This is a genomic window from Candidatus Glomeribacter gigasporarum BEG34 (assembly GCF_000227585.1).
Taxonomy (GTDB): Bacteria; Pseudomonadota; Gammaproteobacteria; order Burkholderiales; family Burkholderiaceae; genus Glomeribacter; species Glomeribacter gigasporarum_B.
The window spans coordinates 1-20,149 of record NZ_CAFB01000037.1; the positions used below are offsets into that span (position 1 = coordinate 1).

21 protein-coding genes and 1 tRNA gene are annotated in these 20,149 nt (G+C 56.1%); 7 read left to right on the top strand and 15 right to left on the bottom strand.

Going from position 1 to position 20,149, the window contains the following annotated elements; translation table 11 throughout:
- Positions 1 to 52 precede the first annotated feature (52 nt).
- The 8 genes from trbG to CAGGBEG34_RS02215 form a co-directional block, all read right to left on the bottom strand.
- The gene (trbG, locus tag CAGGBEG34_RS02180; RefSeq protein WP_050009289.1) at positions 53 to 964 is read right to left on the bottom strand and encodes a P-type conjugative transfer protein TrbG; all 912 of its coding nucleotides are present in this window, start codon (positions 962 to 964) and stop codon (positions 53 to 55) included.
- 3 nt (positions 965 to 967) lie between these two features.
- The gene (locus CAGGBEG34_RS02185) at positions 968 to 1,717 is read right to left on the bottom strand and encodes a VirB8 family type IV secretion system protein (RefSeq protein WP_006682247.1); all 750 of its coding nucleotides are present in this window, start codon (positions 1,715 to 1,717) and stop codon (positions 968 to 970) included.
- The gene (gene trbL, locus CAGGBEG34_RS02190; protein ID WP_006682248.1) at positions 1,718 to 2,887 is read right to left on the bottom strand and encodes a P-type conjugative transfer protein TrbL; all 1,170 of its coding nucleotides are present in this window, start codon (positions 2,885 to 2,887) and stop codon (positions 1,718 to 1,720) included.
- A 4-nt stretch (positions 2,888 to 2,891) separates the two neighbouring features.
- Entirely contained in the window at positions 2,892 to 3,755 is an 864-nt protein-coding gene (locus CAGGBEG34_RS10955; protein ID WP_042687744.1) for a TrbJ/VirB5 family protein, read from the bottom strand.
- 70 nt (positions 3,756 to 3,825) lie between these two features.
- Positions 3,826 to 6,405 (bottom strand): VirB4 family type IV secretion/conjugal transfer ATPase, encoded by a 2,580-nt coding sequence (locus CAGGBEG34_RS02200; protein ID WP_006682250.1) that lies wholly within the window; start codon positions 6,403 to 6,405, stop codon positions 3,826 to 3,828.
- A gap of 2 nt (positions 6,406 to 6,407) precedes the next feature.
- Positions 6,408 to 6,746: a conjugal transfer protein TrbD gene (trbD, locus tag CAGGBEG34_RS02205; RefSeq protein ID WP_006682251.1), complete on the bottom strand. Its 339-nt coding sequence runs from the start codon at positions 6,744 to 6,746 to the stop codon at positions 6,408 to 6,410.
- A gap of 49 nt (positions 6,747 to 6,795) precedes the next feature.
- Positions 6,796 to 7,179, bottom strand: coding sequence for a TrbC/VirB2 family type IV secretion system protein (locus CAGGBEG34_RS02210; RefSeq protein ID WP_081463718.1), 384 nt, complete (start codon positions 7,177 to 7,179; stop codon positions 6,796 to 6,798).
- A gap of 116 nt (positions 7,180 to 7,295) precedes the next feature.
- The gene (locus CAGGBEG34_RS02215; protein ID WP_006682253.1) at positions 7,296 to 8,384 is read right to left on the bottom strand and encodes an ATPase, T2SS/T4P/T4SS family; all 1,089 of its coding nucleotides are present in this window, start codon (positions 8,382 to 8,384) and stop codon (positions 7,296 to 7,298) included.
- Between the two features lie 145 nt (positions 8,385 to 8,529).
- On the opposite strand from CAGGBEG34_RS02215, the gene CAGGBEG34_RS02220 reads away from it, so the two are divergent.
- Together CAGGBEG34_RS02220 and pilM are read left to right on the top strand one after the other, a co-directional pair.
- The gene (locus tag CAGGBEG34_RS02220; protein WP_006682254.1) at positions 8,530 to 8,976 is read left to right on the top strand and encodes a TcpQ domain-containing protein; all 447 of its coding nucleotides are present in this window, start codon (positions 8,530 to 8,532) and stop codon (positions 8,974 to 8,976) included.
- A gap of 26 nt (positions 8,977 to 9,002) precedes the next feature.
- The gene (pilM, locus tag CAGGBEG34_RS02225) at positions 9,003 to 9,440 is read left to right on the top strand and encodes a type IV pilus biogenesis protein PilM (protein WP_203224824.1); all 438 of its coding nucleotides are present in this window, start codon (positions 9,003 to 9,005) and stop codon (positions 9,438 to 9,440) included.
- Here pilM and CAGGBEG34_RS02230 read toward each other — a convergent pair.
- A complete protein-coding gene (locus CAGGBEG34_RS02230) occupies positions 9,435 to 11,801 on the bottom strand; it encodes a penicillin-binding protein 1A (RefSeq protein ID WP_006682256.1) in 2,367 nt (788 codons plus the stop codon). The two genes, pilM and CAGGBEG34_RS02230, sit on opposite strands and share 6 nt — an antisense overlap.
- 15 nt (positions 11,802 to 11,816) lie before the next feature.
- Positions 11,817 to 13,583, bottom strand: a complete 1,767-nt coding sequence (locus CAGGBEG34_RS02235; protein ID WP_006682257.1) for an ABC transporter ATP-binding protein — start codon at positions 13,581 to 13,583, stop codon at positions 11,817 to 11,819.
- 172 nt (positions 13,584 to 13,755) lie between these two features.
- Here CAGGBEG34_RS02235 and CAGGBEG34_RS02240 point away from each other — a divergent pair, with 172 nt between their 5' ends.
- Genes CAGGBEG34_RS02240 through CAGGBEG34_RS02250 form a run of 3 tightly spaced genes read left to right on the top strand, consistent with a single transcriptional unit; the run spans position 13,756 to position 14,859 of the window.
- Complete coding sequence (locus tag CAGGBEG34_RS02240; protein WP_006682258.1) at positions 13,756 to 14,055, top strand: ElaB/YgaM/YqjD family protein; 300 nt, start codon at positions 13,756 to 13,758, stop codon at positions 14,053 to 14,055.
- Positions 14,052 to 14,420 carry a phage holin family protein gene (locus CAGGBEG34_RS02245; protein WP_042687752.1) on the top strand — a complete coding sequence of 123 codons (369 nt, stop codon included), beginning with the start codon at positions 14,052 to 14,054 and terminating at the stop codon, positions 14,418 to 14,420. The genes CAGGBEG34_RS02240 and CAGGBEG34_RS02245 overlap by 4 nt, the downstream gene beginning before the upstream one ends.
- Positions 14,421 to 14,469: 49 nt before the next feature.
- Positions 14,470 to 14,859, top strand: coding sequence for a hypothetical protein (locus CAGGBEG34_RS02250; RefSeq protein ID WP_042687755.1), 390 nt, complete (start codon positions 14,470 to 14,472; stop codon positions 14,857 to 14,859).
- An 11-nt stretch (positions 14,860 to 14,870) separates the two neighbouring features.
- On the opposite strand, the gene CAGGBEG34_RS02255 is transcribed toward CAGGBEG34_RS02250, so the two are convergent.
- From CAGGBEG34_RS02255 to CAGGBEG34_RS02275, 5 genes are read right to left on the bottom strand one after another with little or no spacing between them, the layout of a single operon-like run.
- Positions 14,871 to 15,320 carry a type IV pilin protein gene (locus CAGGBEG34_RS02255; RefSeq protein ID WP_006682260.1) on the bottom strand — a complete coding sequence of 150 codons (450 nt, stop codon included), beginning with the start codon at positions 15,318 to 15,320 and terminating at the stop codon, positions 14,871 to 14,873.
- Positions 15,321 to 15,334: 14 nt separating this feature from the next.
- Positions 15,335 to 15,844, bottom strand: a complete 510-nt coding sequence (locus CAGGBEG34_RS02260; protein ID WP_006682261.1) for a pilus assembly PilX family protein — start codon at positions 15,842 to 15,844, stop codon at positions 15,335 to 15,337.
- Between the two features lie 38 nt (positions 15,845 to 15,882).
- On the bottom strand, positions 15,883 to 16,680 hold the full coding sequence (locus tag CAGGBEG34_RS02265) for a PilW family protein (RefSeq protein WP_042687827.1): 798 nt from the start codon (positions 16,678 to 16,680) through the stop codon (positions 15,883 to 15,885).
- A gap of 35 nt (positions 16,681 to 16,715) precedes the next feature.
- Complete coding sequence (locus CAGGBEG34_RS09570; protein ID WP_006682263.1) at positions 16,716 to 17,147, bottom strand: PilV family protein; 432 nt, start codon at positions 17,145 to 17,147, stop codon at positions 16,716 to 16,718.
- A gap of 9 nt (positions 17,148 to 17,156) precedes the next feature.
- On the bottom strand, positions 17,157 to 17,798 hold the full coding sequence (locus tag CAGGBEG34_RS02275) for a GspH/FimT family pseudopilin (protein WP_050009290.1): 642 nt from the start codon (positions 17,796 to 17,798) through the stop codon (positions 17,157 to 17,159).
- Between the two features lie 277 nt (positions 17,799 to 18,075).
- On the opposite strand from CAGGBEG34_RS02275, the gene CAGGBEG34_RS02280 reads away from it, so the two are divergent.
- Both CAGGBEG34_RS02280 and thrS read left to right on the top strand, forming a co-directional pair.
- A tRNA-Val gene (locus tag CAGGBEG34_RS02280) sits at positions 18,076 to 18,152 on the top strand.
- A gap of 61 nt (positions 18,153 to 18,213) precedes the next feature.
- Positions 18,214 to 20,127 (top strand): threonine--tRNA ligase, encoded by a 1,914-nt coding sequence (gene thrS / locus CAGGBEG34_RS02285; RefSeq protein ID WP_006682265.1) that lies wholly within the window; start codon positions 18,214 to 18,216, stop codon positions 20,125 to 20,127.
- Positions 20,128 to 20,149 lie beyond the last annotated feature (22 nt).

Genomic DNA, 20,149 nt, shown 5'->3' on the forward strand with positions numbered 1-20,149 from the left:
AGGAGAGCCGAGTGACACCCGTGAGCGCGCCTTTCATCTGAACGCCTGTCACTTAATGCCCTCGCGACCACGGCCATTGAAAAGCGCGTTCATTCTTTGTCCAGCGGATGCTCACTTTCTGTTCTTCTCCGCCCGTCCCCACGACAAGAACGGCGCGCTCGAATAATTTGTCCACTTCATACAAGGTCGGCGTCTTGACCCGGTAATTGGCAATCTGGGGCCGATTGTCCGGCCCCAGTAAAAACAGTACCGGCGCCTCGCCGGTTTTCACCGCCTCAGGCAGTTGGATATAGACTTTCTCGCCATTGTTATAGACGCGCACCGGCTTGAAGTGCACCTTGGCATCGCCGCTGATCGCATAGGAAAAATCAAGTTTTTCAATGGAGCCGGCGGATAATGTGGCCGCGACCAGACGTTCCCGCGCGCGTTGACGCTCGGCTTCGATGCTGGCCGACTCGTCCCATTGCTGCGCGACATCTTCCGGATAGTACCAGCCGATGGCATGCAGATAACTTTTCTTGTTTGGACTGGAATAGAGGGCGATTTGATACGTGCGCCGGTCGGTCGTAATAATCAGATTGGTGTCGATATTCACATCTGTCGGCTTGACAATGATGTGCGTGACCGCCTGCGCGCCGGTTCCTGAGACCTGTTTGCTCATCAGCCAGCGCACGGTATCGCCCGCAACCGGTTTTCCAGTCAGCCGCTCGCCGGGTTCGAGCTGAATATCGCAGGCGCGCAGCAGCGTACAGATCAGTTTTGGCATTGTTTGACCATAGGGATACAGAATACGTCCGTCGTCCGACAAGATCGGCTTTGCAATCCCATTCTGCCGCCATGCTTCGGCCTGTGCGGCAACTGCATCCCGCTGCGTCAAAAACCGCTGACGATCTGCCCGCGCGGGCGCGCTTGCTACAAGCCAAATCCAGATCGCCATGCGCAAAAGTTGAGTCCAACGCTGCATCACTCAGTCCAGAACCTTCGACCAGCTAAATTGCGTAATAAAAAACCCCGCGCCGTTGGCGCGAATGGCCTCATCGGTAGAAAGCGGTGCGATGCGATAGCTGAGCAGTCCCTTCCAGCGCTCTGTGCGTATTACATCGCCATTCGGCAAATGCAGGGTTTCAGTCCACTCCACCTGGTAACTGCGTTTTGAGATGGGCAATGCCAGCGTGACATGCGCGTCAATCGTGCGCTGCGCCGCCGTTGCAAAAGGTTTGCGCTGATATACAAAGCGATCCAGCGCGCGTTTCGCGGCGCTTTCGCTCTGCACCCGCGCGTAGACCCAGTGCATAAAACGTTTCTGCGCCTCCGAATCCGCGACAATCAGGCGCGCATATTCAACCCAGCGGATCATTTGTTCGCGTATGACGCGCGCGTCATCCATCGGATGCGCCCGGTTCGCGGTTCCAACCGAAATCACCGCGCCCAGTTTGTCCACTGCAATCACATAGGGCACGAATTTGCTTGACATCATGTAATAGCCATTGAACGCGACCGATACTGCGAGAATCGCCGCCGTGATTTGCCAGGCCAGTTGCCAGTTGCGCGTTGCAATCGACAGATTCATATAGCGGTCGTCCTGCGCTCCGCTATGGGCGCGCAAGAAAGGAGAGCGCGGGATTTTCCGGCGCGGCGTCTGACTTGCCATATCTGGCGGCGCCGCCTTTTTGCGCGCGGAAAAACGGGACGCTATCCACTTCTGCAAACTGAACATTTAAGAATCTCTGGGCGGCGCCGGATGCGGTTTGGATCCTAAAGTCCGATGCGGCAACCCTAAACTGTCCAGATGCGTTCCAGTCCGGGCGCCTATCTGTGCCTCATCCTGTGCGCGATACAGTTCAGGCCGATGTTTTAAATGCCGCTCCACATTGACTGCCTGTGTCAATTCATGCTCTGAAGAGGCCGTAGAGGCATATCTGCGATAGAGCGCTTTAACGCCTGCAATGGCAGCGGACCCGCTGGCCAGCGCAACGGCCGCTCCTGTTCTGAGCGCCGCGCGCGGAACGCCTTCTCCGAAGAGGCTCGACGTGTCAAGCAGCATGGCGCGCACCATCGCAGGGACTTGGGTCGTCAGATAGGCATACACCAGCGCGCTGCCCGCAACGGCCAGACAACTGTGAATCAGATGATTGGGGTCCAGTTTGAGCCCGTCGAACAAGGTCTGGCCCGCACCAATCACCAGATACAGAATCATCAGCTTAAGGCCCACTAAAAGGGCATAGCGCATATAGGTCGCCGCAATATCTTCTGTCCAGCGCGCGCCGCCAAAGCCGAGCAGAATCACGCCCGCGCCGATGCACAGATACGATTCAATCTGCGTGACCAGTAATTGCGCCGCAATCAGCAGAAAGGCAAGAAAGATCAGCACCGCGAGCAGGACCACGGGTAAAACGACCGCAATGGCATCGAGCACGCCTAATTCGCGCATCGCCTGAAAAGCGCCGAGCGCCAGCTCATAACCTTCATTGACCACGCCATCCGGCGTGGTGGTTGCGGGCACCGCGCCCGCGGCGGCGCCAATTCTCCGAAAAGAATCGATGATGTCCGGAATCCAGACGCCCGCCATTTTGAGCAGGCCAAAAAAGAATCCCAGCGTGATGATCTTGCGCACCAGAACGCCGAAGAATTCCAGGAGGTCATTTTGGTCAAGGATAAGCGTGAGTGCCGTCCATCCGAAATCAATCGCCGCCAATCCCCAAAATAAGCGCTGCGCGTAGATACTGATGATGGCGTACCAGCTCTGCTGCAAAACCCCAAACCGGGTATTCACTGCATTCAGGAACGAAAACCGGTCTTGCGCGCACGCGACCAGCGGCGCGCTGATGAAGATCAGCAAAACCGCAGCGCGGCGCGCCAGCCGCGCTGCACCATCCAGCGGGTGCATGTGCTCATTCATACATCGCGGAGCGCGTCTTTGCAGAATGCAATGGCAGCACGCGCGGACTGTGTATTGCGCCGAATATCCGTTCGGCACCGTGATGTTGCGCGTCGGAGGCATCCTGCTGCGCGGCGATAAAGTGCGCGTGCGCCTGCAATTGCGCCATTTGGAGTTGCCGCAACTGCTGCATCTGACCGAGCAATGCCACGCCGATCTCATTCCCCGCCTGGAGCGCCTGCATTTGCCCTTGCGCCGTTTGCGAGCGTGTCTGCAAACGTTGGATTAATTGCGCTTCATTGCCGAAATGCTGTGCCTGAGCGCCCGTTACTGTGAGCGCGCGTTCAAGCGCGTTCAATGTATTGTTCGAGCTGTTCTGATAGGCATGCTTGAAGTCGAACGCTGAGCCGTAGCCTGGATGCAGATCCCGAAATATCCGGCGGGTATTGCGGGCGGTCATTTCAAGTTTGCGTCCCGCCTTGATCAGCGTGTGTAAATCCTTGAACGCGGCTGACATATCATGGTCGCGCCATAATTGTTGCGCGGCTTCGGAAAGGAGCGTATCCGGCGTGATTCGCATCAGGTTGCGCAGCATCAGCTGGTATTGGTTGATTTGCGCCAGCGTCTGCTCGGCCTGTTCGGCATAGGAGGCCACTAATTCAATATTGTTCAGAATCTGAGTCGGCTCAGTCGCAAAAATGCTCGCGCGGCCCGCCCGTAATGCGAGCAGCGCGAACAGAACGAATACGGATTTAGAGCATTTTTCAGTGATTTTCCCTGTGTCGCTTCGCGCTCGCCGTATTGTGCATACTGTCTTCGCGCTCGCTCCTTGGGCAAATCGACTGAAAAATGCTCTAAGAAAGGATGAAGAGCGCATATGACCCAGTCTATTTTGATGCTGCGCGTTGTGCGACTAGGCCATTCGATCAATTTTTTTGGAGCCTTTTTCAGCGGCTTGCACTGTGCCGCTCCAGCGCCTCAATCCATTCCGTCAAACGACCTTTGCCCCATTCTTTATGCTGATTGCAATGCCTGAGCCACTCCACCGTCCAGCGCGGGCCGTGGCTTTGCATCAACCGCCGCGCCTGCGCGATATCGTCTTTGCCCGATGCGCCTGTGAACGCCAGACACAGCGGCCCAAGGCCGAGCTGATATTTGCGGCGTCCGAGCGGCGATAAATAGTAATAGTCCCGCTTTTTCACCATATGCCCGATCAAATCAATCTGGCGCGGATTCAGGCCCAGCGCGCGATAATGTTCAGCGCATTCTTCGTTGCCATTGACTTCAGGATTGGCGAGCAGAATCTTGGTCGGACAGCTTTCATACAGCACATCCCGTAACGCGCTTGTCCCGACGTCGGAAATCGACTGAGTCGCAAATACCACTGCGCAGTTGGCCTTACGCAGCGTTTTGAGCCAGGCGCGGATTTTTTCCTGAAAAAGCGGATGCCTGAGCATTAACCAGGCTTCATCGAGCACCAATAGCGTCGGCGCGCCGTCCAGATTGCGTTCGATGCAATGAAACAGATACAGTAGCACTGGGGTTGCGTATTTTTCGCCCATCTCCATCAGATGTTCCATCTCGAAAATGAGATATGGAGCGTCGAGCGCGCATCGATCATCAGTATCATCCAGGATGGGATTGCCGCCCGCGAGCGTATAAGACTCCAGCGCCTGCCGCAGCGCGATATCCTGCACTTGCTGGACGAATTCGGTCATCGAGCGGCGATCTGCATCGCCTTCGCCCAATACGCGCAATGCGCGCCGCACGATATTCCGGTGCGCGGGCAGCGCCTTGAATCCCTGTAAGCTCAGCAAGGTCTCAAGATACTCTTCCGCCCACAAAGACTCCATCGGTTGGTCGACATGCCGCAGCGGACAAAAGCCCATCCCTGCGCCATCGATATTGCCGATGTCGTAATACGCGCCGCCCAGTGCATGACACAGCGCAAAGGACGAATAACCTTTGTCAAATTTGCAGATTCTGGCGCGCGGGTAACGCAGAAACGAGGCTTCAATCAATGCGAGATGGGTCGATTTTCCAGCGCCGGTCGGGCCCATCATTAAAGTATGTCCCACGTCGTCAGCATGCAGATTGAAGCGAAACGGGGTATGGCCGCTGGTTTTCGCAAGCAGCAACGGCGGGCTGTTGGGCGGATAAAAAGGGCATGGATTAGATGCCAGCCCCGGCCAAACCGCCGTGGTCGGCAGCAGATGCGCCAGATTCAGCGTATGCAGAATCGGCCGGCGCACATTCTCGTAACCGTGTCCGGGCAATGTGCCCAAAAAGGCTTCCACCGCGTTTACATCTTCGATCCGCGCGGCAAAACCCAGCGCGCGGATCGCTGCGATCACATCTTCGACGTTCTGTTTCAGGCGCGTCTCATCTTCGTCCATCAATACGATCACGCTGGTGTAATGACCATAGCGCACCAGGCCGGCGCCGGCTTCGGACATCGCGGTCTGCGCATCGGCTTCCATTGCCAGCGCATCCTGATCCAGCGGGCCGCGCGCTGTGCTCAGCAGCTGGTCGTGGAGACCACGCACTTTCTGGCGCCATTTTTTGCGCAATTTAGCCAGCGCGCTTTTGCCTTCTTCCGCGTCCATAAAGACAAAGCGCGTACTCCAGCGGTACGCAAGCGGCCATTCGTTCAACGCCGCGAGCATCGCTGGCGCGCTCGCCGCTGGAAAGCCTTCAATCGCGATTGGCCGGATGTGCTTGCGCCCGACTCGCGGCGTATTGCCGCCCACAAAGTCCTGGCTGCCAATCAATGTGTCGTAAAACACGCCCGCCGCGGGTTTGACGATGGATTGCACAATGCCTGTGGCGCAGTAGTGCAGATAGCTTGCCAGATGGTCAACGACAACGGCTGAGCCGTCGGCAGGATGGACCGTTGACTGCTCGCCCATGCGCGTAAATCCGTCGAAAAGGGCGCTCAACTGCACCGCGCACTGGCTGAGCTGATCTTTGAAGCGGGCGATGATTTGATCTTGCAGCGCGGCAGCGCGCGTCTCTAATTCTGCGCTTTTGTCAAACATTAAGGCGTTGGCTTGACTGTGCACCTGCAACGGCGGCAGATACGTCAGAATCAGGGCATAGCGGCTCTCAAAATGCGCGCCTTCCTGGCTGTATTGGCGCGTGCGCTCCTGGTCCATCAGACTTGCAATGGTCGATGAAAATCCGCTCTGCTCAGGCGCATCCAGTACAGGGATGCGGTTGGCGTCGATATGCAGCATCCAGCCCGAACCGAACTGACGCAGAATATCGTTGAGCCGCGCTGCTATCGCTTCCAGTTCGCCATGACTGGCCGATTCGGTATCTGTGCCGCGATAGAAAAAACCGGCGATCAGCTCGCCACCTTTGCCAAGCAGAATGCCCGGCTCGATTGGTCTTGCATAGCGCAACAGGTCAGCCAAGCCTTGCGCTTCATCGCGATATTCCTTGCGCATGCCAAAACGGCCCGCCGCAAGCGCATATCCAACCGCGCCGCCGATCCCCAGCATCAGCGTGAACCAGAAGCCCTGCATTTTTACTTGAAGTCTCTATAAACGGGGCCCGGCGCATTCAACCGGCCGCGCGCCGGATAAAATGCCCGATAGCTCCGGTGACGCCGCAATATTTGCCACATCTGCGGATCTGCTTTTGTCATCGCGCGCGTCATCGCCAGCCACCCCATCCATAGGACGACACCAACGGGCACGCCAATCCATACGCGATAGCGCAGTGAAATAAAAAAAGCGCAGTAGAAACAAAAGAACAATCCAGCCAAAACGGGCGTGCGCTCACCGCCCATAAACGTCAGAGGCCGCACGCCTGAGGCATGAATGGGAACCGGGGTGAATGGATTGTGTGGATTCTGCTCGCTCATCGCTGCTTAGAGCATTTTTCAGTGATTTTCCCTGTGTCGCTTCTGCGTTCTAGACTGTGCACGCGACTGCGTTCGTCTTTTCGGCAATCCAGCCGAGGAAGGTCACGCCGCCCACCGACAAACAGGTTCCCATCGTGATATTGACGGTTTTTTTTAAAATGCCGGTGAGTTCTTCGCCAAACATAAAACTCGCGCCCGCAACGCCGAAGGCAATCGTGCCGACCGCGATCGGCGTCGGGCCTTGAAACCAGTGCGCGATATTGCATAACACGGATTCCCAAGGCGCATTCCCTCCACCGCCTGGGGAGGCATCGTCCGCTTTTTGCGCAATCGTCAATCCGGCATAAAGGCTGAATATCAGGACGCTCCACATTCTCGCCCATAAGCGATGAACGGCATGGCGCGCTGCATTGAAGTGTGACGGGATAGGCATGGTTTTTCTCCACAAGAATTAGAGCATTTTTCAGCGGCTTGCACTGTGTCACTTCGCGCTCGCGAAAGTAGCAATCTCACTGAGAAATGCTCTAGGTTGAATGAATAAGAAAACAATTAAATCTGTCGAACCACATACTTCTGGCGCGTTTCGTCGTACCGCTCGACCAGCGCCACCTGCTTTACTTTTCTGCCTGCTGCAATGGACGCTTCCTTCTCGATAAAAATGCATAAATCAATCGAGTGCGCAATGACATGCGGATTTGCAGTGATGCCCGCGTTTTCATCAATCAGTTGCTGCATGCGCACCAGTCCATGCTCGCAATCGTTTGCGTGAATTGTCGCCAGCCCGCCCGGATGGCCGGTATTCCACATCTTCAGCAACGCCAGCGCGGCGCCATCGCGCACTTCTCCAACAATGATCCGGTCTGGACGCAGGCGCATCGTTGCTCTGAGCAGCGCGGCGATATCGCGTCGAGCGTCGCCCGGATAGGCGCGCAGCGCGACGGCATTCTCCGCCGCGCATTGAATCTCGCCCGTGTCTTCGATCAAGATGATGCGATGCTCAGGCGTGAGCTGGCAGATCGCATGCAAAATGGCGTTGACCAGCGTGGTTTTGCCCGAACCCGTTGAGCCAATCACCAGAATATTTTTGCGCTGTTGAACCGCGAGCCGGATCACATCGCGATGCGATTTGCCGCGTACCGAATCGGCGAAACTGGGCGATGCACAATGGTGTTGATTGAGCCGGTCGTCAAAACAGCTCAGAATGCCTTGCTGCTCATAATCTTCCAGCGTGAACACTAGCGCCGCTCTTTTCCGGATTGAAAAAACAGGCTGCACAACCACTGGCGGAATCAGACCTTCAAAACGGCTGCCATCGAGCGGCAACTCTCCTTCCAGAATCGGTTTTTCACGGGTCAGTTCCGTATCCAGCATGGCGGCAAGATCGCCAAGCAGTTTCTCGGCCTGCGCGCGCGGCATTCGATATCCCGTGTCTTTCATTCCAATACCCAGTTGATCGATCCAGATGCGCCCGTCCGGATTGAGCATTAACTCGATCACATCCGGCGTATCGAGCAATTGTAGACAAAGGGGTCCGAAATCGCGCCGCAACCCTTCCAGTTTGCGCTGCTGCGCGCGTTGCTGCAGCGTCGAGGGCGGCAGGGCGGCGCTATCCGGATTCGGGGGGCAGACAGTCTCCATCAGAACCGTGGCCCGGAGTCATGGTATTGCGGCAGAGTAGTTTTTTGCGGGCTGCCGCGTCCAGTCGGCCATTTGGGGGATTGCGCGCTTTTCGCGGATGCGTTTTGATATCAGGCAATGGATTGATGAAAATTGGATATCTGCCATGCCTGCTCGCGTCTATCTGTTCCTGATGACTGCATTGTTCAGCGCGCGCGCGGCCTGGGCAGCGTTTTATATCGATGAGGACGCGCCTGTTGCAATACGCCCCATTGCAACCGCTACGCCCCATCCTTCTACTCTGGATGCCAATGCAAACGCTGCTGCAGTGCCCGCGGCAATACGCGATCGTCCGCCGCGCACATGGACGCTCACAGCGAGCCAATCCCTGCGCGGCAACCTGGAGCGCTGGGTGAGCCAGGCGGGCTATCGAACGCTGGAATGGCGCGCACTCCGCGCCGTTCAAACCGTTCATCCGGCTGCATATACCGGTTCTTTTCTGGATGCGCTGCAATGGATTGCCAACCGTGCGCCGGAGCTGGACTTTCTGCTTTTAAAGGACCAGCGCATTCTGCGAGTCGTTGATGCAGGGCTTGATAAGCCCGCGCAATAAGTTTTTGGACAAGTTTTAAGATGTGGATGCTGATCCCGCTCATCATGCTGCTGATGTGCCTGAGCGGATATACGGTGCATATTCAGCAACAGGCCGCCAATGCACAGGCCGACGCAGAAGCGGCGATTACGGGCGACCGGATGCGCATCTATCTGAACGCGGTGCAGCATTACGCTCGCGTGCACCCGGACTTCAATGGCACGGTTGACGAATCCGCGCTTGCCTTGCCGTCCTGGTTTTTAAAAAGCTGGAATATGGGGCATGTATTGGCTTCCAGCCGGGTTTACGTGTACCGCACCGCTGCGCCGCCTGGATTGATTGGCTATTTGTCGGAATCGATGACGGATGATTTAATCCGCGTTGGGATCAATCGGCGCGGAGTGCTTGTTGGCCCTGATTCCTCCGGGCGCACCGATACGCTTCCATCACGAATTCCGGAAGGCAGTGTAGTCATCGCCTCATGAAGCCAGCTCGTCCGTCTGCCCAGCTTGCGATAAATCGGGTTTTGCGCCGTCGCTCTCCGGCAGCGGTGCCAGACTCACGTCGACGCCTCTGATAAAACCATGTCCGGGCGTGAAATCATCAAAATAAAACTCGCCGCCGATTTCGACAATGCCTGTTTCCGGGCGCGGATAAGGATATTGGGGGATGCCGCGCAGCGCAGGCCCCATGTAATCGATCCAGATGGGCAGCGCCAGCGCGGCCCCGACGGCCCCTTTGCCCAGGTCTTTCGGCTGGTCATACCCCATCCAGGTGACTGCGGCGAGCGTGCGCTGAAAACCCGCGAACCATACATCCTTTGAATCATTTGTCGTGCCGGTTTTGCCGGCAAGGTCGCTGCGTTTGAGTACATTGGTGCGCGCGCCGGTGCCATGTTGCGCAGCGGATTGCAGCAGATTTGTCATCAGCCAGGCGTTGCGCTCGTCAATCGCGCGCGGCGCGTCTTTCCCGGCAACCAGTGGTTGCGCGCGCGAAATCACTGCGCCGCTCTGGTCGCTGACTTCCAGAATCAAATAAGGATTGACCCGGTAGCCGCCGTTAGCGAATACGGCATAGCCGACCGCCATTTGCATTGGCGTGACCTCTCCCGCACCGAGCGCCATCGGTAGATACGCGGGTTGCTTCGAAGCGTAGAAACCAAAACGGGTGAGAAATTTTTGTGTGTATTTAGGACGGATGACGTTCAGGATGCGGACCGACACCATATTCTTCGATCTTTTGAGCGCGGTACGCAGCGTAATCGGACCATCATAAATGCCGCCGATATTTTTTGGCGCCCAGGGCTGTCCGCCGGTCTGCGCGGCGCTGAAAAATAAGGGCGCGTCGTTGATGATTGTGGCCGGCCCAAAACCTTTTTCAAGCGCCGCCGAGTAAATGAAGGGCTTAAAGCTTGAACCCGGCTGCCGCCATGCTTGGGTCACATGGTTAAATTTGTTTTTATTGAAATCAAAGCCGCCGACCAGCGCGCGGATTGCGCCGTCCTGCGGCGTGATTGAAATCAGCGCGCCTTCGAGTTGCGGCAATTGGGTGATCGACCACGCGCCCTGCGCGTCTTTCCGCACCCGGATGACAGCGCCAGGCCGGATGCGGATTGCGTCCGGCGCGCGCGCCAGGAGCGCGTCGGAGACAGAACCCAGGCGCTGGTCGCGAATGCTCAGCGTCTCACCGCTCAATAATTTGGCTTGAACAGATCTTGGGCTTGCGGATACAACGACGGCAGGAAGCAGCTCGTCATCGTCGCGATAGTCCAGCAGCGCGTTTTCAATGGCCCGGTCGCGCGCCTGGGGCGTATCCGGCAACTCAATAAACGCTTCCGGCCCGCGGTAATGGCGCCGCCGCTCATACGTGAGCACGCCGCGGCGCACCGCATGATAGGCGGCGATCTGGTCCGCTGAATGGATCGTTGTGACGACGCTCAGGCCGCGCGTATAAGCTTCGTCCCTGTATTGCGCCACCATGATGTTTCGCACCATTTCGGCGACGTACTGCGCGGGCACGCGGAACTCTTTGCCAAGACCCTTGAGATTCAGATTCTCGTTCAACGCGGTTTCATATTGCGCTTGATCGATATAGCGCAGGCCAAGCATCCGCTTCAGGATATACGCTTGTCTGGCTTTGGCCCGAACTGGGTTCACAATTGGGTTGAATGCGGATGGCGCTTTGGGCAGGCCGGCCAGCATCGCCGCCTGGGCCAGCGTGATCTCTTTCAGTTCCTTGCCGAAATACACGCGCGCCGCAACCGCAAAGCCATAGGCGCGTTGCCCCAGATAAATCTGGTTCATATAAATCTCAAGAATCTGGTCTTTGCTCAGCGCCGACTCAATCCGCCACGCCAGCAGCGCCTCGTATAATTTGCGCGTATAGGTTTTTTCGCTTGTCAGAAAGAAATTACGCGCGAGCTGCATCGTAATCGTGCTCGCGCCCTGCGATGCGCCGCCATGTACGAGGTCTGCGAGACCGGCGCGCACAATGCCAAGATAATCAACGCCGCCGTGCGCGTAAAAACGCGCATCTTCAATTGCCAGCACCGCTTTTTTCATCACATCCGGAATGTGCTGTAAACGCACGGGCTGGCGTCGCTGCACGCCGAATTCTCCAATCAGCACATGATCCGCGGTATAGATGCGCAGCGGCACGGCGGGGCGGTAATTGATCAGCGCATCCAGCGACGGCAGCTTTGGCACCATCACCACCAGCGCGTATGAAATCAGCAGCGCGCCGATGACGCCCGCCGCGGTGAGGGTGATACCAAACCAGAGCATCAAAGCGCGCCCGAACCCGCGCGCGGCGGGTTCGGGCGAGACAGGAGAAATGGAATCAGACATAGCGCTAGAGCATTTTCAACTCGGCAGAAAACCTCCGCTCTGCATCCGCCATAAGGCCGCGTAATGTTCCCCGGCGGCGAGCAATTCGCGATGGGTGCCGTCTTCGATGAGCTTCCCATTTTGCAATACCAGAAGCCGGTCCATCTTAGCCAGGGTTGAAAGGCGGTGTGCAATCACAATGGCGGTGCGCCCCTGCATCAAATCGGCCAGGCTATTCTGAATGGCCTTTTCGGTGATGGAATCCAGCGCAGAAGTTGCTTCATCCAGAATCAGAATCGGCGCATCTTTCAATAAAGCGCGTGCAATCGCAATTCTCTGGCGTTGCCCGCCCGATAATTTTGTGCCGCGCTCGCCCACTTGCGTTTGATATCCATGTGGCAATTGCATGATGAATGAATCGCAATGCGCGCGGCGCGCTGCCTCAAACACCGCTTCATCGCTGGCATCGGGTTTCCCATAGCGGATATTTTCCATTAAGTCGCGGTGAAACAAGATAGGTTCCTGTGGAATAAAACTGATCTGCTCGTGCAATGAAGTTTGGGTCACATGCCGGATATCCTGTCCGTCAATCAAAATCCGCCCGGACTGAAGATCGTAATGCCGCAAAATTAAATGCACAAAAGTGCTCTTGCCTCCTCCGGATAAGCCGACCAGCCCGGTTTTTTGCCCGGCTTGCAAAACGAGCGATATTTCCTTGAATAAAACGGGCTGCGCCTGATAAGCAAAGCTAAGGCGCTCAAATTCAATTCTTCCGCGCGCAACGCGCAATGGCGCTGCCTGAGGATTATCCTTGATTTCCGGCTCGGTCTGGATAAAGGAAAGGGCCTGCTGGCAAACCCCAATCTCCCTGAACAGATTGGGCAATTCCATTGCGGATAAAAAAGCCATAATCTCGATATTTACAGTCGTATTCAGAATCAGCACGACGCTGCCCATTGTTAAATCACCGCGATGCCAAAAGAAGAACGCCAGGCCCATTTGCAGCCCGAAGTGCAGTACGAAACAGGCGGCGTCCAGACATAGCAGCATTTTTTCTGAACAAAGCAGCGCCTGGTTTTGTTGGATACGATCCCGTTGCAGCAACGGCAGGAGCTGCTGATGTTCAAATCTCTGGCGCACAAAAATGCGCACATTGAGCATATTGTGAATCACATCCACGATTCTTCCCTGCAGACGGCTGCGCGTTTGCGCATGAGTCTCCGAGAGCGCGTTACACCGGGGCGCGAAATATAGGCAAATTCCAGTATGGGCGCTTACCCACACAATAAAAATAATGGCGGATACAAAGCTTATCCGGGAGAAAACAACCGCTGTGATGAGGGCAGCCAGTACTGTCGGAATAAAAAAATTATTTGTCAGATGAAAAATTCTTGCCGGGCGCTGCGCAATATCCGCAATTTTATTGGCCAGATTACCCGCCATCTGTTCCTGAAAGAAACGGTGGGAATGCTGCAATAAATAATCAAAAACGCCCAGACGCACCTGCTCTTCAAAACGCGGCACAATCCAGGCAAACAGCAAACCCCGCGCGCGGAACATGCAGCTTGCTATTATCCATAAACCCACCATTGAACTGAATATCGGCACAAATATCGAAGTAAAAGAATCCAGTGCGGGACGATAATTTTTCATCGCATCGATCAGATTCTTGATTAAATATGGCCATAATGTTGAATTGATCGTCCAGGCAAAGGCGCATAATTGAGCGGCAATAATCTGTCCGCGAAATTTCAGGGCGAAATGATATAAAAAACCGGATAAGTTCTTTGGAAGGAAATGCATTGTAGAAAAGTATGTTTATTTATTTTTAGATTAAAATGTGCGCCGGCGCGGTTCTTCGCTCGCGCCGGGTCTGCTTTGTTTCCGTGGAAAGAAAGACTATACTGAACGCTGATAATGTCTGGCACTTTGTGCATAGGGCATATTGCTTGCAAGAATTGTGGTATGAACGTTCATGGCAACTGATAAGGAGAAAGGGATGGCAAATATCAAAAGCGCTCTGTCGGATACAGAAGAAACTCTAAAAGAGGCGGCGAATGCAACGGGCGAGCGCGCGCAAGAACTGTGCGAGAAAGCGTTTGCGCAGCTCAAGCTTGCAAAAGATAGAGCTGCTGAAGTACAAGGGACCATCGTCGAGAGAGGTAAGCAGATGACTTATGCAACGGATGGCTATGTTCACCGGCATCCCTGGCAGTCAGCGGGCATTGCCGTGTGCATAGGCGTTTTACTCGGGCTCTTGATCAACCGCAAATGAAACGCCAACGGAGTCCGCTCAAACGCATGTTCGGCGCAGTGTGCGCTCTGGCGCGGACGCGCCTTGAGCTGATAAGCATCGAACTTTCCGAAGAAAAAGAGCGTCTGTTTACAAATATCTGTATTTGCCTGACGGCAGCGGTGTTCGGCATGCTTTCGCTGATGACGCTCACGGCGCTGATTGTAACCGTATTCTGGGAGCGCTATCGCTGGCAAGTACTCGCAATATTGACGGCCATGTATTCCGTCATCGCGGTGTTGTGCGCATTCAGAGTCCGCGCAAGGATTCGCACCGCGCCGCCATTTTTCTCGGCAACGTGCGCGGAATTTGCAAAGGATTGCAAAGCATTGACAGAATCGCAGTAGAGCAGACCCTTAGCCTTGGCCCTTGTTTTTCATCCTTCCCTCTCTTCCAATGATTCAGCAGACCGGTCGTTTACAGTCTCCCATTCGCCGGGAAGACCTTGAAAGCCGCAAAAAGCGGCTGTTGGACCGCGCCGCCGTTGAACGCGCCCAGTTTGCGCAGGCGCGCACCGAACTCGGCGCGAAATTCGCCTCCCTGAACACATTCAGGCAATGGCTGTTGCGCTGGCCTGTGCGGCCAGCGAGCTGGCTTGGCGGTTCCCTGGAACGGCATCCAATCCTGGGAATCCTCTTTTCCATCTTATGGGCAACTCCAGCGCGCACGGTACTTTTAAACAGGGTGAAGCGGGCAAAATCCCTTATTTACTGGAGCGTTTTCGGCCTTGCGTTTTGGCAAGGGGTGCATATATTGCGCTCGGCCAAAACGCACCGTCCAGGATAAACATTCTTTGTTCACTTTCCTTCCCAGCATTGCGCAACTCTGTCAACGCTAAGCTCGCCATTGATCCGGTTTGAACGTTGCCCGTTTGCATCCAGCACATAACTGCCGCATCCATCATCCCTCATGGGACCCGTTTCAACGGGATCAGCCTCAATCGTGTAGTGTCCATTGTTTGGATTCCGGACCTGCAGGCGCAGACGATAGACTGCTTTTGTATCCGGCGGAGACTGGTTCAGACTGGAAGGTAATTTCATTCGTTCTCCTGTCGCGCTTCGCTCGGCAAGCATTTGCTCAACTGCCTGTGCAGCCCGATAGAGCGCTGTGCAAACCGCGCTGCGATGTCCGCGCCGGATGTAGCTTTGATAGGCCGGGATTGCATAGGCGCTTAATATGGCAACGATGGCGAGCACAATCACGAGTTCAAGCAGGCTCATGCCCTTTATATCGTTCTTACGCCGCATGCTTTCTATCCATATCAATACGGCCGCGCCGCCACTGAGCGCCAATTACGGCCTTCTTTTGGATGTCCTCTTTCCATGATCAACTGTTGCCATGCCTGCGCATTCATCGTGGAGCCAAATCCGCGCGTCGTGATTAAAGCCATCATCTTCTCTTCAGAAGGCACAGGCGACCAGACTTCAACCAGGCATTGAGGCGGTTTGATCGAATGCGGCCATGAGGCCGCAATCTCAAATGCCGCTGGCGCAGCCCCTTCAAATGCCACTGGCGTGCGCCAATAAGTCGGTTCTTCGCGTCCCGGCCATTCATGCACGGGAATATTGCCCTCCTGTTCAAAGCGGCGCGCGCACAGCAGTACGCCGGCATCTGCGGCATGAAAGGCTTGTATTCCATCGCTTGTATTGGCGGCGATGCGCGTCTGAAGGGTGATGCGATTGAGCGTTGCAACCGCCAGTAATTGCAGGATGGCAATTAAAAACAATACGATGAGCAGCGTTGCCCCCGTCTGATGTCTGCGCATCTGCATAAAGTCATTTCATACAGGCGTGTCGCCAGTTTTAAAAATCATTTCCGGAGCAACTGATTTCGCAGCGCAATTTGCCGTGTGAACGTCTGCCGGAGCCGCGCATCGGGCGGCGTTGCGCGCGCGCCATCGCAATCCAGATAGGAGAGCGGCGTTGCAGATCGCGTCCCGCTGACCTGTACGCAAAGTTCAACCGCCATGACGGTGTTCCACTGTTCGGGCTGCAGCGCTCTTGCATCCAGCCATTCCTCGGAACCGGCCAATTGGTAACGGACGCTTAAATGTTCAATCCCCTCGACAAGCGGTTGCGCTACACCGCGCCGCCCGCTGCCTTCGCAAGACAACTCGTTTTGGCCGCTCGCTGGGCTTTTACGGACAAAAAAGCGATTGATGGCGAATGCGCGTGAGGATTCAGGCGTTTGCGTTGCAGGAATCGCCTGGCCCAGGCAATCGGTGGGTTTTCCATTTGAAGCCGGCCAGGTTGAAATTGAATCTGCGACGTACCGCACTTCGAGACTATCCGAGCGGATGGCGCGATCCGGCTGGCATACGGAACCCCCGCTTGAATTGTTCGCGCTGACCGGACGCCCCGCACTGCAACCGAACAGGGCCGCGCCAAATGGGGCGCCCGGAGGCGCTGAAAAGCCCGACAGACGTAAATGAGCGCTGAGCAGATGCAATGCCGCAAAACCGGCTTCCGTCATCCGCGCGCGTTCTTCCATGCGTTCAGAGGCGACATGCTGGCTTTGATATAAGGATAAGCCTGTGCACGTCAAGATCAGTCCCAGCGCAAGCGCGATGACGAGCTCCAGCAAAGTATGGCCCTGATAAGCGGGCATGTCAGAAATGGCTGCGCGGCTGTGCAGAATTCCTGTCATTTTGCGACGGTCACAAATAAACACCGGGTCATTCCGTCAGTTCCCGATGGCGGGCAATCCTGCGCATTACCCGGTTGAGCCTCTGGCCACGGCGCTATTTCATTCCAATGCACCACGATCAATCGGATTTCAGGCCCTTGATCGACGATACGCATGCCGCCGCCTGGCAGTCTGGCCGCGGCGCGCGCGTTGCCCGCGGCCGTCACGCGAGCGGTTGCGGCTCCACTGCGCAATGCTTCGGCAGCCGTGTCCGCAAGATAGGCGGCGTGGATGCGCCAAAGCGCGGCGCGGTGCGCGCGTTCCGCCCAGAGTTGTAGACGAATCGCGCCCAATGCGGCAATGCCGATCAGCCATAAAGCCAGTGCAATTTCGAGCAGGGTATCGCCGGTTTGCCTTGGATATGCGCAGCGTGGAAGATGCCTTTTCATGTCTGAGCGCTAGCATGCCGCCTTGACCAGACGCGCGCGGCCGCTGGAAGCAATCAGGATGCAGCGGCGCAGTTCGCCTGCGCGCGCATCAGCGCTTGCGCCGCGTATGCCAATTTCAAAGCGGCGAAAACCTCCAATAATCTGTCCGGCGGGCGGCCTGAACAACACGCGCGTTGCAGCGGTGCCCATGATGACCAGTCGCTCATCGCCCGACTGAATGCGTAACAACTGGCTGCCATTTGCGCCGCCTGGGCCCGCCAATGGTTCCGTTTGCACGAGATAACCGCAGGCCCAATCTTGTGCCGCGACGCGCGTTTTTGCACAGTTTTGCGCGCGCGTACTGCAGTGGCCGCGTCCGTCATCGCGGCATATTGCAATGCGCATTCCCCGCCAGATCGCTTCGCTGCGCGCATATGCGAATGTCGAAAGTAGAGTGTGCGCTTGTAGATCGACCTGGTGGCGTGCAAACCAATGTCCGAATGCCGGCGCTGTTGCTGCCGCGATCATCGCCAGCAGGGACAATACGACCATCAGTTCAACCAAGGTAAACCCATGCGGATGGCGCGCCTTTGAAAAAGTGATGTGCATAAACAGTGCAAATGGACGCGGGATACAGATGAAGCACTGTAGATATTCATGCAGCGCTTGCACAGTCTGCCAAAAGGCAAAAGCGCTTTAGAGCATTTTTCAGTGATTTTCCCTGTGTCGCTTCGCGCTCGCCGTATTGTTCATACTGTCTTCGCGCTCGCTCCTTGGGCCAATCGACTGAAAAATGCTCTAGAAGACGCCATATGACCTAAATCTTGGTTTTTCAGCGCAGAACCTTTAGAATGGCGCTCTTTTGGCGCTTCTAGAGCATTTTTCAGCGAGATTGCCACTGGCGCGAGCGCATCGTTGCACAGGGCAAGCCGCTGAAAAATGCTCTAATAGGCTCGTAGCTCAGCTGGTTAGAGCACCACCTTGACATGGTGGGGGTCGTTGGTTCGAGTCCAATCGAGCCTACCAACGGATTTTCGAGATTTGCGGCCTCAGGGCCGTATTTTTTTGGCCTGGTCAGGAGAATAGAATGTTTGCGGTGCGTTTACTGGATGGCGCGGTGCGTCAGTTTGATCATCCAGTCAGCGTAGCGGAAGCGGCCGCGCACATCAGTCCCAAACTGGCCAAAGCCGCGCTGGCAGGCAGGCTGGACGGCGCATTGGTCGATACTTCGACGCTGATTGAACGCGATGCCGCCTTAACGCTTATTACAGACCAGGATAAGGAAGGGCTGGAGATCCTCCGTCACTCCAGCGCGCATTTGCTCGCGTGCGCAGTTAAAGAGTTATATCCTGAAGCGCAAGTGACCATTGGGCCGGTCATTGAAGAGGGTTTTTACTATGATTTTGCGTACGCGCGTCCTTTCACGCCCCAAGATTTAAAGGCCATAGAGCAACGGATGCGCGCGCTCACGCAGGCCGATCAGCCCATATCGCGGCGCACTGTATCGCGCGATCACGCGGTTCAATATTTCAAAGGCATGGGCGAGCATTACAAAGCCGAGATCGTCGCCTCCATTCCCGATACGGAGGAAATCAAACTGTATTCTCAAGGCAGTTTCACCGATTTATGCCGTGGCCCGCATGTGCCAAGCACGGGCCGGCTTAAATATTTCAAACTGATGAAGGTTGCAGGCGCGTACTGGCGCGGCGATGCGCGCAATGCGCAATTGCAGCGCATTTACGGCACCGCCTGGGCAAGCCGGCAGGAATTGGATGCCTATTTGCGCCGGCTTGAAGAAGCCGATCAACGCGACCACCGCAAACTTGGCAAACAACTGGATTTATTTCATCTGCAGGATGAAGCGCCGGGGATGGTATTTTGGCATCCGAAGGGCTGGACGCTCTGGCAGCAGATAGAGCGCTATCTGCGCGCCCGGCTTGATGCTTCTGGTTATCAGGAAATCCGCACGCCGCAGATGATGGATCGCCTGCTCTGGGAACGCTCAGGCCACTGGCAAAACTACCGCGAGCAGATGTTCGCGACCGAGTCTGAAAAGCGCGACTACGCGATCAAGCCGATGAGTTGCCCTGGGCACGTGCAGGTTTTCAATCATGCGCTGCGTTCGTATCGCGATTTGCCGCTGCGGCTGGCAGAATTCGGCGCATGCCACCGGAATGAGCCGTCGGGCGCGCTGCATGGCCTGATGCGCGTGCGCGGCTTTGTGCAGGACGATGCGCATATTTTTTGCACCGAGGATCAAGTCATTGCAGAGACAATCGCGTTTAATACGCTGGCGCTGCAAGTCTATAAAGATTTTGGTTTTACGCAGATCGATATTAAGCTCGCGCTGCGTCCAACGCTGCGCGCGGGCGCCGATGCAGTCTGGCAGCGCGCTGAACAGGGACTGCGCGAGGCATTGACCGCCTGCGCGCTCCGTTGGGAGGAGCGTCCCGGCGAAGGCGCCTTCTACGGGCCCAAAGTGGAATATCATATTAAAGATGCGCTTGGCCGTTCATGGCAATGCGGCACCTTGCAACTGGATTTTGTGCTGCCCGAACGGCTGGGCGCCGAGTATGTGGCTGAAGATAACAGCCGGCGCCGGCCGGTGATGCTGCATCGGGCGATATTGGGTTCGATGGAGCGTTTTGCGGGTATTCTGCTTGAGCATTACGCGGGGGCTTTGCCGGCATGGCTGGCCCCCGTCCAGGCGGTTGTGCTGACCGTCTCGGAGGGCCAGGCGGAATATGCCCGCCAGACTGAACAAAGGTTGAAAAAACAGGGATTCAGGGTGGAAGCGGATTTGCGCAACGAAAAAATTGGCTATAAAATCCGCGCCCACGCGCTTCAGAAAATTCCGTACTTACTGGTCGTTGGAGCGAAGGAGCGCGCATCTCAGACGGTTGCGGCGCGCGCGCGCGGCGGCTTGGACTGTGGCGTAATGCGGGTGGATGCATTTATCGAGAAACTGCGTGATGAGCTGAAGGTCTTGAACGGGTTCTGAAAAACACTCTGGATTCTAACTT